Source organism: Streptomyces sp. NPDC051976, assembly GCF_040680795.1.
In the GTDB taxonomy this organism is placed as follows: Bacteria; Actinomycetota; Actinomycetes; order Streptomycetales; family Streptomycetaceae; genus Actinacidiphila.
Genome location: NZ_JBFAXL010000014.1, coordinates 156,783 through 169,168, shown reverse-complemented (window position 1 = coordinate 169,168; position 12,386 = coordinate 156,783). Strand labels below are relative to the sequence as shown.

The following is a 12,386-nucleotide window of genomic DNA, read 5'->3' as shown; positions in this document are numbered from 1 at the left end:
TGTGGGTGTTTTTTTGGGGTGGTTTTCCAATCACTCACCCCCCCCCCCCCAACACCACCCCGTGCCCGCCCCACCCCCCCCCCGCCCCGGCCCCCCCCCCCGCGCCCCCCCCCGGCGGCGGGGGCCCGCCCTTGTCGCCGCCCTTGTCGCGGGCCTCTGCCGCCGCCCCGGACCCGCGGGTCAGCCGGAGGCGTCGAGCTGGTCCGCGAGCGCCGCCAGGTAGAGCGGGACGCTGAAGCGAGGTGAGCGCAGCGTCCGCCCGCTGAGCTGCTCGATCTTGCCCAGCCGGTAGACCAGGGTGTTGCGGTGGATGTGGAGGGCTTCCGCGGTCCGCGCCTGGTTGAACCCGTTGTCGCACAGGGCGATGATCGTCGTCCGCAGGATCGGCCACTGCGGCTGGTCGCGCAGCTCACCGGCGACGGCGCGCACCAGGTGGGAGCGGACCCGGGGGCTGGCTGACGCCAGCATCTGATGCGCCCTCAGATCGCTGATGGCGTGGACGCTTTCCTCCGGGGCGACGCGCCGTCCCAGCCGCAACGCGTCACAGGCGTCGTGGTAGGCGTCGTGCAGGGCGCCCAGCGAGTCGGCGGGTCCGGTGAGCGCCGCATGAGCGGTCAGCCCGAGGTGCAGCCGCAGTACCTCGACGAGCCGCCGGCAGCGGGCGTCCAGCGCCGTCTCCGCCTCGTACGCGGCCAGGCCCTGCGGGACGTGGTGGAGCACCGCGAACCGCCCGGAGGCCACCATGCTGGTGGCCATGTCCTGCGGGTCCCCGAACACCTCGCGGATGATGCGCAGGATCTCCGGGCGCAGGACGGGGATCTCCTGGGTGAGCGGGCCGCCCGCCGTCGGCCCCTGCAGTTCGAGGACGACGACGGCGCGTCGCAGGGTGAGGTCGCAGCCGAGTTCCGCGCCCCGGAACAGCACCAGGTCGGGCTCGACGAGGTCGGCGTCGTATGACGCGACGTCAGCGAGCAGATCCTCCAGGGCACGCTCGCGCAGGACCCGGGAGCGCAGCGTGACGGACTCGCGCAGCAGGATCTCGATCTGCCGTTTGACGACCAGTCCGAAACGGCGCACCTCGCCGGGGGAGCCGGTGATCCCCACGGTGCCCACCCCCTGGCCGTCGAGGATCAGCGGCAGGGTCACGCCGGGCCGCACACCGCGCAGCGCGGCCGCCTGCGCCGCGTTGTGCACCGTGGGCTCCTGGTCGCGGATCACGGCGACCGACGCCTCGTGGAAGCTGTCGATGCGTGAGGTGTCGCCGCTTCCGATGACGACGCCCTCACTGTCGGTGATCAGGACGTTGTGCCCGATGACGGCGGTCGTGTCCCGGGCGATCTCCTGTGCGAGCGATGGCGAGAGCATGGTCCCCAACCCCTTGATCGTTGTGCATATTGTACGAGCATCCCACGTCGATTGAGGGCAGAGCCGTGCATCATGCCCAATGACCAGCCCTCCCGGCGGATCTACGATGAAGCACAGGAAAACCCCCGGGGACGGCTCCCTCCCCGGACCCGTTCCCGGGGTTGCCCTGCTCGCACACGCCCTCGGCGCCACAAGCGATCATCCGGCGAATCGGCAGCCGCACATCCGGCATACCACGCGAACCTCTCCCTTCGTCCCGGAAGGCTCCACGATGTTCCGCTCACACTCCGTCACCAGCCGTCGCTCCAGATCGCGCGTCCGCCCCTGGATGGGCGTGCTCGCCGCGGGGATGCTCGCCCTCGCGGCCTGCGGCACCGCCAAGAGCCAGGAAACCGCGGCGTCGAAGTCCGCCCCGGGACTGGACACGATCAAGCCCGGTGTACTGAAGGTCGCGATCCAGCCCTACGCCCCGTACACGTCGGTGAAGAACGGCAAGATCGTCGGCCTCGACGCCGACATCCTGAACACCGCGGCCGCCAAGCTCGGCCTCACCGTCGAGCCGGTCGTCACGGACTTCGCCGGCATGCTCGCCTCGGTCCAGTCCCACCGGGTGGACGTCGCCATCGGCGGCATCGCCTGGACCGCGGAGCGGCAGAAGCAGGGGCTGTTCACCGACCCGCCGTACTACTCGCCCCCCGCCATGGCGGTGGCCCCGGGCAAGAAGTTCGAGACCGTCGACGACCTGCGCAACCAGCCGCTCGGCACGGTCGAGGGCTACGTCTGGGCCAAGTCGATCCAGGCGGTGCCGGGAGCCAAGCTCCACGCCTACCCCGACGCCACCGGGGTCTTCGACGACCTGTCAGCCGGCCGGATCAGCGCCGGCTTCCTGGACCCGCTGATCATCATCGACGCGCAGCAGCACGGCCAGAAGATCAACACCCAGTACCTGACCCCGCCGACCGAGGCGCAGGTCAAGGCACACCCGTCGTACTCCTACTTCGAGCCGTACCAGACCGGCTTCTACCTGCCCAAGCAGGAAGCCAAGGTGGAGGCGGCCCTCTCGCGGCAGATCCGCGCGCTGTACCAGAACGGCAAGATGACGTGGCTGATCGCCAAGTACGGCGGCGACCCCCAGCAGTTCCTCAAGCCCGACCCGAGTGTCGCCACCTCCCGCCGCGGCGTCGACCGGCCCGCCGACTGGACGCCTCCCGCGATCTAGCCGCGCACCGGACCCAAGAGAGGAGAAGCGGCGATGAGCGCCATCGAAGTTCCCTGGTCGGACTATCTCCCCGCGTTGTCCGACGCCCTGCAGAAAACCCTGGAGTACACGGTCGTCAGCTTCGCCGGAGCGACCGTCCTCGGCCTCGGCGTCGCCCTGCTCCGGCTGAGTCCCACCCGGCTGCTGCGGTTGCCCGCGGCCGTGTACACCGAGATCTTCAAGAACATCCCCCTGCTGGCGATCATCTTCCTCACCTACTTCGGCCTGGCGTCCGTCAATGTGCGGCTCGACGTCTTCCAGGCCGGCTGCCTGAGCCTGATCGTCTTCTACGCGGCGTACCTGTCGGAGATCTTCCGGGCCGCCATCTCCGGTGTGCACGACGGGCAGCGGGAGGCCGGGGCGGCGCTCGGGATGAGCCGGACCGCCGTCTACACCCGGGTGATCCTGCCCCAGGCCCTGCGGCTGGCGCTGCCCGGCACCAACACCATGCTCGTCGACCTGCTGAAGTCCACCTCGCTGCTGGTCACCATCTCCGCCGCGGAACTCATGTCCGAGGCCCGGCTGATCACCTCGGAGACCTTCCGGGCGCTGGAGGTCTACCTGGTGATCTCCGCCGTGTACTTCGCCCTGTGCTATCCGCTGTCGCAGCTCCTGCTCTGGCTGGAGCGGCGGATCCACGCCGGCAAACCCCTCACCCCCCACCGGCGGCGCCGACTCGCGGCAGCGCGCGCCCTGCTGACCGTGAAGGAGCCCGTCTCATGACTACGGAGGCACGAGACCCCGACATGGACACCGTGAACCCCGGCGTGCACCCGGCGGACCCGCCCGTGGTCCGTATCGAGAACCTCACCAAGTCCTTCGACGGGCGCCCGGTCCTGCGCGGCGTCGACCTGGCGGTGGGCCACGGCTCCATCCTCAGCATCATCGGCCAGAGCGGCGGGGGCAAGACCACCCTGCTGCGCTGCATGAACCTGCTGGAACGGCCCGACGCGGGAACCCTCACCATCGCCGGGCAGACCGTCTTCCGTGACGGCCGGGTGGTCTGCGAGGACCTGGCGTCCCTGCGGCAGCGCGTCGGCATGGTCTTCCAGCGGTTCAACCTCTTCCCCCACCTGACGGCGATCGAGAACGTCATGCTCGCCCAGCGCACCGCCAAGGTCTCCGAGCGCGAGGCGCTGGAGCGCGCCGCGGCACTGCTCAAGCAGGTCGGCCTGGCCCACCGGGGCCTGGCCTTCCCGGACCAGATGTCCGGCGGCGAGCAGCAGCGCGTCGCGATCGCCCGTGCGCTGGCCCTGCGGCCCGAGGTGCTGCTGTTCGACGAACCGACCTCCTCCCTCGACCCGGAGGCCACCCGCGAGGTGCTGCGCGTGATGCGGCGGCTGGCCGCGGGCGGAATGACGATGGTCCTGGTCACCCATGAGATCTCGTTCGCCCGGGACGTCTCCGACTGGGCCGTCTATGTCGACGACGGCCGCATCGTCGAACAGGGACCGCCGGCCGAGGTGCTCGTCCGGCCCAAGCACCCGCGCACCCGCCAGTTCCTGGCGTCCTTCGACACGCTCGACTAGGGAGAGCCGTGGTGAACAACGTATCGTCCGCGGCGCCCGCGGGACCGCGCCGCCGCGACAACCCCGTGGTGGTCGTGGGCGGCGGCGTCATAGGACTGTGCACCGCCTACTACCTGGCCGCCGAAGGCGTACCGGTGGAGATCGTGGAGCGGCGGAGCATCGGCTCCGGTGCTTCCTGGGGCAACGCCGGCTGGGTGTGCCTGAGCCACTCCGCGCCGGTGCCCTCCCCGGGCGTCATCGGCTACGCCGCCCGCTCCCTGGGCCGTCCCGACTCGCCGCTCTACCTGCGGCCGCGTCCCGACGGGCAGTTCCTGGCCTGGCTGTGGCGCTTCTGGCGCAGCAGCAGTCCGCACCGGTTCCGCGACGGGTACCAGGCGGTGGCCGATCTCAACCGCCCCACGTTCCAGCTCTTCGAGGAGATGGCCGAGGCCGGGATCGAGACCACCCTGCACCGCCCCGGCATGGTGCACGCCTTCCTCACCGCGGGCGCGGCCGGCCATCACCTCGACATCCAGCGGCAGATGGCCGCCGGCCGGTACGAGGTGCCGGAGGAGCCCGTGGTCGGTCCCTCCGCGCACGCGTGCGACCCCGCGCTGTCCCCGGCCGTGAAGGCGGCCTACCTCGTCGAGGGCGAGGGCGTCGTCGATCCGGCCGCGTTCGTGCGGGCGCTGCACGCGGCCCTGGGCCAGGCCGGAGTCAAGGTGCACGAGAACGTAGAGGTCACCGGCTTCGCCGGGTCGTCCGGCCCGGTCGAGGCGGTACTGACCAGCCAGGGCGAGATCGCGTGCTCGGGCGTGGTCGTGGCCGCCGGGATGCGATCGGTGAACCTGCTCGGCGCCATGGGACTGCGGCTGCCGCTGCAGGCGGGCAAGGGCTACAGCTTCACCGTCGACCTCGACCCCGCACCACTGCACTGCCTGTACTTCGGCGAACGCCGCGTCGTCGCGTCCCCCATGGGCGGCGCCACCCGTATCGCCGGAACCATGGAACTGAGCGGCAACAACAACCGCCTGGACTGGCGCCGCATCGTCGCCATCGCCCGCGCCAGCCGCCGCTACCTGGGCCCGTGGTTCGACGAGCCCGACGACCTGATGTCCCTCATCCGCGACCCGTGGGTCGGCGGCAGGCCGTTCCTCCCCGACGGCCTGCCGGTGATCGACCGCGTCCCGGGACGCGAGAACGCCTACGTCGCCAGCGGCCACGGCATGCTCGGCGTCACCCTGGGCCCCGCCACCGGCAGACGGCTCACGGAGTACGTCCTCACCGGCCGCCGCCCGCAGGCCCTCACCCCCTTCCGCTTCGACCGGCTCACGTCCTGACCGTGTTCCCACCCTGGAGGCCGTCATGATCTGGTGGATCGTCACCGCCCACACCGTCCGCGTCGAGGACGGCCAACCGATCCGCGGTACCCACACCTGGTGGATCAAGGCGCGCTTCCCCATCGACGCCGAGCGGCAGGTCCGCAGCCACGCCGGCACCGACACCGCCGTACGGCACCGCCGCGGGGCCGACCTCGACACCGCGGACCTCACCACCACACCACGGCCGACCCCCGGCCTTCTCCTGGGGGGCACATGAGGGGCCGCGCTCACGGACCCCCCGTCCCCCGTGACACCGGCGCACCCGTGCAGGACAAGCGCCCGAGGATATTCGCAACCGGCTGACAATGCGCCGAAAAGGCGTTGTCACTTCACTGACAATGCTATTCGCTGTGATGCACGCCTCAGCGGAAATTGGCCGAGCGATGGGCTCCAATTGCTGGTCACAGGCCCTATGGTGCTGCGCAAGGCGTGAATCCGCGATGTCGCCAATTCCCCCCGACCGGCGGCATCGTGTCACGTCCGACCGCGTCGCGCCGGACCGGAATTCGGCCACTCGCCGTATTCCACCGCGCCAGGATTTCCGCGCCCCGTCATTGGAGCCGCCATGCCCCCCACGCACGCGAGTACGCCCGATTCCCCGCCGCCCGGCGGGGACGTCCCGCTGACCGCGTACCTACGGCACTGGGCGGCGGACCGCGGGCAGCAACGCGCCTTCAGCTTCGTCGACTTCCCCCAGCCGGGATCGCCGGGGCGGCACCGATCGGTCACCTGGGAGCGCCTGCATCTGCGGGCCCTCGCCCTGGCCGGACGGCTCGCGGCCACGGCGGGCCCCGGCGACCGCGCCGCGCTGCTGCTGCCGCAGGGCCTCGACTACGTGACCGCGTTCCTGGGCTGCCTGTACGCCCGGGTGATCGCCGTCCCGCTCTTCGCGCCCGGACTGCCGGGCCACGCGGGCCGGTTACGGGCCGTCCTCGACGACTGCGAGCCCGCGTGCGTCCTCACCGACAGCGCGAACGCCGCCGCCGTCGAGGAGTTCACCGGCGGGTACGGTACGGCCGCGGCGCCGGTGCTGTGCGTCGACCGCCCCGGGACCGCCGAGGAGAGCGCGCCGGTCGGTGAACTCCCCGTGGACCCGGGGGACATCGCGTATCTGCAGTACACCTCGGGCTCCACCCGGACCCCGGCCGGGGTGATGATCAGCCACCGCAACGCCGTGGCCAACGCCCGCCAGGCGCTCACCGCCTTCGGCGTCGACGTGCTGCCCTCCACCCATGTCGGCTGGCTGCCGCTCTTCCACGACATGGGGCTGGTGCTCAGTGTCGCCGCCCCCGTCGTCGTGGGCCGCCCCTCGGTGCTGATGGACCCGGTGTCCTTCCTCGAACAGCCTTTGCGCTGGCTGCGGTTGCTCGGCGCCTACCCCGGCACGGTCAGCGCCGCCCCCAACTTCGCCTACGACTACTGCGCCGAGAGGATCAGCCCGCGGGAGGTGGCGGACCTGCGGCTCGACCGGGTCCGCGTCCTCATCAACGGCAGCGAACCCGTACGCCCCGGCACCGTCGACCGCTTCCAGCGGGCCTTCGCCCCGGCCGGGCTGCGCCCCGAGGCGCAGTGCCCCTCGTACGGCCTCGCCGAGGCGACGGTCTTCGTCGCCGCCGACCCGTACACCGCCCCGCCGACCGTCGTCGACTGCGACCGGGCCGCGCTGGCGGCGGGCCGCGTCGAGGCCGCGGCGGACGGGGCCCTCGGCGTGCGGCTGGTCGCGTGCGGCACCCCGGTGGGCCAGGAGGTGCGGATCGCCGACCCCGAGACCGGCACCCCGCTGCCCGACGGCCAGGTCGGCGAGATCTGGCTGCGCGGCCCCAACACCGGCCTCGGCTACTGGAAGCAGGCCGAACGCACCGAGACCACCTTCGGCGGCCGACTCCCCGGCGAACCCCGCACCGCCCCCCGCTGGCTGCGCAGCGGCGACCTCGGCGCCCAGCACGCGGGCCAACTCCTCGTCACCGGGCGGCTGAAGGACCTGCTGATCGTCGACGGCCGCAACCACTACCCGCAGGACGTCGAGGAGACCGTCCAGTCGGCGGTGCCGGGCATCCGCAGGGACCGCGTCGCGGTGTTCACGGTCCCGGGTGAGGCGGCCCTGCGGGCGGGCGGCACCCGGGTGGCGGGCGGCGCAGGTCGCGCGGGCGCCACCGGCGCGGGTGAGTCTGCCCCCGCGTTCGCCGGGCGGGAGCGTGCCGCGGCGGCGGCCGCCGATGGCGCGGGGCCGCCCGCGGTGGACGGCGCGGATCCGGGCGCCGGGCCGGAGTGGGTGGTGGCCGTCGCCGAGCACGGGCGAGACGCGGTGCCGACGGCGGCGCAGCGCGAAGCCGCCGTGCGGGCCGCGCGGGGCGCGGTCTCCGCCGAACACGGGCTGCGGCTGGCCCGGTTGGTGCTGGTGCCGCCGCGGGCGGTGCCGCGCACGTCGAGCGGGAAGGTGGCGCGCGGCGCGTGCCGGGAGCGGTATCTGGCGGGGGAGTACGCGGAGGGGGACGGGCCCGCCGCCGGGTCCGGCCCCGCGGAGCCGGGGCGGGCGGCCGAGGGGGGCCATGTGGCCGAGGCGGGCGACGGGCGGTGACCGGGGACGGGTGGCGGGCGGACGCCGTGCGGCGGGTCGTGGCGGTGCGGCTGGCGCAGTGGTACGGGCTGGCGGCCGAGGACATCGCCGACGACCGGCCGTTCGCGGAGCTGGGCCTCACCTCGCGGGACGCGGTCGCCCTCGCGGCGGAGGTCGGCGACGCCATCGGTGAGCGGCTGCCCTCGACCCTGCTGTGGGAGGCCCCGACGCTCGGGGCGCTGGCGCAGTGGCTGGACCGCGAGCGGGACGAGGCCGGGGACGGGGACGAGGCGCCGCCGCCGGCTTCCACGGCGCCCGCGGCGGACAGCCCCGTCGCCGTCATCGGCATCGGCTGCCGTCTGCCCGGAGGCGTCACCGGGCCCGCCTCCCTGTGGCGGCTGCTCAGCGACGGCCGTGACGCGGTCGGCACCGTACCCGCCGACCGCTGGGCGGACTTCACGTCCATGGGCGCGCCCGACGAGGTCAGCACGCACGGCGCCTTCCTCCCCGACATCGCGGGATTCGACGCGGAGTTCTTCGGCATCACCCCGCACGAGGCCGCCGTCATGGACCCGCAGCAGCGGCTGCTGCTGGAGGTGACCGCCGAGAGCCTGCACCACGCCGCGCTGCCCGCGGCGGCCCTCGCCGGAAGCAGGACCGGCGTGTTCGTCGGCATCAGCGGCAACGAGTACGCCCGGCTGACCACCGACGCGCTGAGCGCCGTGGACGCCTGGACACCGCCCGGAGCGGCCCTCAGCATCGCCGCGAACCGCCTCTCGTACGTCTTCGACCTGCGAGGGCCGAGCCTTGCCGTCGACACCGCCTGCTCGTCGTCGCTGGTCGCGGTCCACCAGGCGGTACGCAGCCTGGCCTGCGGCGAGAGCGACACCGCGCTGGCGGGCGGCGTCAACCTGCTGCTGTCGCCCGCGCTCACCCTCGCCTTCCAGCGTGCCGGGGCGACGGCGCCGGACGGCCGGTGCAAGACGTTCGACGCGGCGGCCGACGGGATGGTCCGCGGCGAGGGGTGCGCGGTGGTCGTCCTGAAGCGGCTCGCCGACGCCGAGCGCGACGGCGACCGGGTGCTGGCCGTCATCCGCGCCACCGCCGTCAACTCCGACGGCCGCTCCAACGGCCTGCTCGCCCCCAACGGCCGTGCCCAGCAGGCACTTCTGGCCGAGGCGCACCGCGCGCACGGCCCGGTGCCGCCCGCCGAGGTCGACTATGTGGAGGCGCACGGCACCGGCACCGCGCTCGGCGACCCGGTCGAGGCGGGCGCGCTCGGCGCGGTGCTCGGCCGTGGCCGCGACCCCGACCTGCCGCTGCTGATCGGCTCGGCGAAGACCAACTTCGGGCACCTCGAAGCCGCCGCGGGCATCGTCGGACTGGTCAAGACCGTCCTCGCCCTGCACCACGGCGAACTGCCGCCCAGCCTGCACTTCCGCACTCCCAGCCCGCACATCGACTTCGACGCGCTGGCCCTGCGCGTGGTCACCGGGGCCGAGCCGTGGCCCCGCTACTCGGGCACCGCGACGGCCGGGGTGTCCGCCTTCGGCTTCGGCGGGACGAACGCGCACGTGGTGCTCCAGGAGTATCTGCCCGCCGCGCCGCCGCCCCGGGAACGCGCCGCCGACCGTACCCCCGTCGTCGCCGTGCTCGACGCGCCCTCGCCCGACCGGCTGCGCGAGGACGCGGCGGCGGTGGGCGAGTGGCTGGACTCCGCGGCGGGCCGGGCCGCCGCGCCCGCCGACGTGGCCAGGACACTGGCCGGACGTACCGGCCGCGGGCGGCACCGACTGGCCGTGGTCACCGCGGACAGCGCCGAACTCGGCCACGCGTTACGGAGGTTCGGCGCCGGGCGCCCGCACGCGCCGCTGGTCGCCGGAAGCGGCCCGGCGCGGCCCGAGCCCGGACCGGTCTGGGTCTTCTCCGGCTACGGCTCGCAGTGGCCCGGCATGGCCGAGGGCCTGCTCACCGCGGAACCCGCCTTCGCGGCGGCGGTGGAACGCCTCGACCCACTGCTGCTGCGGCACACCGGCCGCTCCCTGCGCGACGGGCTGCGGCCCGACGCCGAACTGTCCCGGCCGTCCGCCGTGCAGCCGGTGCTCTTCGGCGTCCAGGTCGCCCTCGCCGAGCTGTGGCGGTCGTACGGCATCGAGCCCGCCGCCGTCATCGGCCACTCGATGGGCGAGGTGGCGGCCGCCGTGGTGGCCGGTGCGCTGGACGCCGAGACGGGCGCCCGGGTGATCGGGGTGCGCTCCCGGCTGCTCGACGGGCTGTCCGGCGGGGCGATGGCGGTGGTCGACCGCTCGGCGGGTGACATCGCCGATCTGGCCGCGGAGTTGCCGTCGCTGCTGGTCGCCGTGCACGCCTCGCCGGGGCAGAGCGTGGTGACGGGCGCGGGCGCCGACATCGAAGCGCTGATCGCGCGGGTGACGGCGGAGGGCGGCCTCGCCCGCTCGCTGGCGGTGACCGCGGCCGGACACTCACCGGACGTGGACCCGCTGCTCGGGCCGTTCACAAGGGAGTTGGGGGTGGTCGAGGCGGCGGCGCCCCGCTGCCGCTTCTACACCACCGTGGGCTACGCCCCCCGCGACACACCCGACTTCGACACCGCCTACTGGGGAGCCAACCTGCGCAGGCCGGTGCGGTTCACCCAGGCCGTGCGGGCGGCGGCGGAGGACGGCCACCGCACCTTCGTTGAAGTCTCCCCGCACCCCACGCAGTTGCACCCGCTGGCCGACACGCTGCGCGCCGCGGCGGTCCCGGGCCCGCTCGTCCTGTCCACCCTGCGCCGCGCGACCCCCGACGCCCTCACCTTCCGCACCGCCCTGGCGACGCTGCTGACCCGCGACCCCGCGGCCGCCCGCCGCCCCGCCGACCCGTCGGCGCGGGTCCTCGACATCCCGTCCCCGCGCTGGCACCGCCGCCGCCACTGGGTGACCGACGCCCCCGTACCGCGGCCGCCGTCCGCCGGGCCCGAGGCCGTGGCCGCGACCACCGTCGACCGGCTGCTCGCGCTCGCCGCCGACGTCATGGGCTATCCGCCGACCGCGATCGACCCCGACACCCCGCTCACCGACCTCGGCCTGGACTCCCTGATGGCCGCCCGGTTGCTGGCCACCGTCACCCACACCTTCGGCACCGACCTCCCGCCCGCCGCCCTCCTGAACGGCGCCACCCTGACCAGCACGGCGGCAGCGCTCGACGCGCGGACGGGCGGCGACTGCGCCCCACCCCGCACGGGCGGCCCCGTACCGGCAAGGGACGCCGTCGAACGGCTGGTCCTCCAGGCGTGGTCGGACGCCGGCGGTGACGCGGCGGACGGAGTGGAGCGGGAGGTGGACCGCGCGGGAGCGGTGGGACGGCGGTTCGCCGAGCTGCTGGGGGAGCGGGCCGGGCGCCCGCTCACCATGGCCGAACTCGGCCCGGCCGACGGGCCGGTGACCCTCGCGGGAGTCGCGCGGCTGCTCAGGCCGGGCCTCGAAGGGCCCGTCGAGGGCGCGGTACGGGAACTGCGCGCGACCGGCGCACTGCCGCCGCTGTTCCTGTTCCACCCCGCGGGCGGATCGGCGGCGGTCTACCGCGGTCTGGTGCGGCGGCTGCCGGAGCAGCGCCCCTGCTTCGGTCTCGAACGACTGCCAGGACCCAGCGACGTCACCGAACGGGCCGCCGTTTACGCCGAGTTGATCCGCGAGCGTCACCCCGAAGGCCCCTGGGCGCTCGGCGGCTGGTCGTACGGCGGGCTGCTCGCCCAGGAGACCGTGCGGCTGCTGACCGCGCACGGCGATGTGGAGGCCCTGCTGCTGATCGACAGCGTGCTGCCGCTGCCCGGGCCGCCGGTCCCGCCCGCCGACCTGGCCCGGCAGCGCTTCGCGGACTTCGCCGCGTATGTCGAGCGGACGTACGGGAGTCCGCTGCCGCTGCCGTACGGCGAGCTCGCCGCGCTGGACGACGACGAGCAGATCGCCCGGGTCGTGAAGGCGCTGGAGCAGGCGGTGGACCTGCCGCCCGCGGTGCTGGAGCACCAGCGCACCTCCTACCTCGACCTGCGCAGCGGCGAGCGGCACACCCCGCGCCCGTACGACGGCAGGACCCTGCTGTGCCGGGCGACGCTGCCCGCGCCGCACACCGTCAGGGACCCGCGCTACGAGCGGGCCGACGCGGCGCTGGGCTGGGACGCCCACTGCCGCGACCTGACGGTGGCGCCGCTGGCCGCGCACCATCTGGCGCTGCTCGACCCACCGGCCGTGGACACCCTCGCCGCACTGCTCACGGCGTTTCTCACCGAAGGCGCCACCCTCCGCACACCACAGTGA

Annotated in this window: 8 protein-coding genes; 7 read left to right on the top strand and 1 reads right to left on the bottom strand. The window is 74.0% G+C overall.

Features of this window, described 5'->3' with window-relative positions; translation table 11 throughout:
* Positions 1–180: 180 nt before the first annotated feature.
* Positions 181–1,365, bottom strand: a complete 1,185-nt coding sequence (locus AB0M29_RS17455; protein WP_365383378.1) for a sugar diacid recognition domain-containing protein — start codon at positions 1,363–1,365, stop codon at positions 181–183.
* Positions 1,366–1,636: 271 nt separating this feature from the next.
* Between AB0M29_RS17455 and AB0M29_RS17450 the strand changes: the two genes are divergently transcribed.
* From AB0M29_RS17450 to AB0M29_RS17420, 7 genes are all read left to right on the top strand, one after another.
* Positions 1,637–2,584, top strand: coding sequence for a transporter substrate-binding domain-containing protein (locus tag AB0M29_RS17450; RefSeq protein WP_365383376.1), 948 nt, complete (start codon positions 1,637–1,639; stop codon positions 2,582–2,584).
* 33 nt (positions 2,585–2,617) lie between these two features.
* Positions 2,618–3,346, top strand: coding sequence for an amino acid ABC transporter permease (locus tag AB0M29_RS17445; RefSeq protein ID WP_365383374.1), 729 nt, complete (start codon positions 2,618–2,620; stop codon positions 3,344–3,346).
* Positions 3,343–4,152 carry an amino acid ABC transporter ATP-binding protein gene (locus tag AB0M29_RS17440; RefSeq protein ID WP_365383372.1) on the top strand — a complete coding sequence of 270 codons (810 nt, stop codon included), beginning with the start codon at positions 3,343–3,345 and terminating at the stop codon, positions 4,150–4,152. Before AB0M29_RS17445 ends, AB0M29_RS17440 begins: the two co-directional genes overlap by 4 nt.
* An 11-nt stretch (positions 4,153–4,163) precedes the next feature.
* On the top strand, positions 4,164–5,471 hold the full coding sequence (locus AB0M29_RS17435; RefSeq protein WP_365383370.1) for an FAD-dependent oxidoreductase: 1,308 nt from the start codon (positions 4,164–4,166) through the stop codon (positions 5,469–5,471).
* Positions 5,472–5,496: 25 nt separating this feature from the next.
* Positions 5,497–5,730, top strand: a complete 234-nt coding sequence (locus AB0M29_RS17430) for a hypothetical protein (RefSeq protein ID WP_365383368.1) — start codon at positions 5,497–5,499, stop codon at positions 5,728–5,730.
* Positions 5,731–6,078: 348 nt separating this feature from the next.
* Complete coding sequence (locus AB0M29_RS17425; protein ID WP_365383366.1) at positions 6,079–8,091, top strand: fatty acyl-AMP ligase; 2,013 nt, start codon at positions 6,079–6,081, stop codon at positions 8,089–8,091.
* The gene (locus AB0M29_RS17420) at positions 8,088–12,386 is read left to right on the top strand and encodes a beta-ketoacyl synthase N-terminal-like domain-containing protein (protein WP_365383364.1); all 4,299 of its coding nucleotides are present in this window, start codon (positions 8,088–8,090) and stop codon (positions 12,384–12,386) included. The genes AB0M29_RS17425 and AB0M29_RS17420 overlap by 4 nt, the downstream gene beginning before the upstream one ends.

Coding starts and splice junctions, on each gene's coding strand:
- AB0M29_RS17455 (WP_365383378.1), bottom strand. CDS start 1,365: ATGCTCTCGCCATCGCTCGCACAGGAGATCGCCCGGGACACGACCGCC.
- AB0M29_RS17445 (WP_365383374.1), top strand. CDS start 2,618: ATGAGCGCCATCGAAGTTCCCTGGTCGGACTATCTCCCCGCGTTGTCC.
- AB0M29_RS17450 (WP_365383376.1), top strand. CDS start 1,637: ATGTTCCGCTCACACTCCGTCACCAGCCGTCGCTCCAGATCGCGCGTC.
- AB0M29_RS17425 (WP_365383366.1), top strand. CDS start 6,079: ATGCCCCCCACGCACGCGAGTACGCCCGATTCCCCGCCGCCCGGCGGG.
- AB0M29_RS17430 (WP_365383368.1), top strand. CDS start 5,497: ATGATCTGGTGGATCGTCACCGCCCACACCGTCCGCGTCGAGGACGGC.
- AB0M29_RS17440 (WP_365383372.1), top strand. CDS start 3,343: ATGACTACGGAGGCACGAGACCCCGACATGGACACCGTGAACCCCGGC.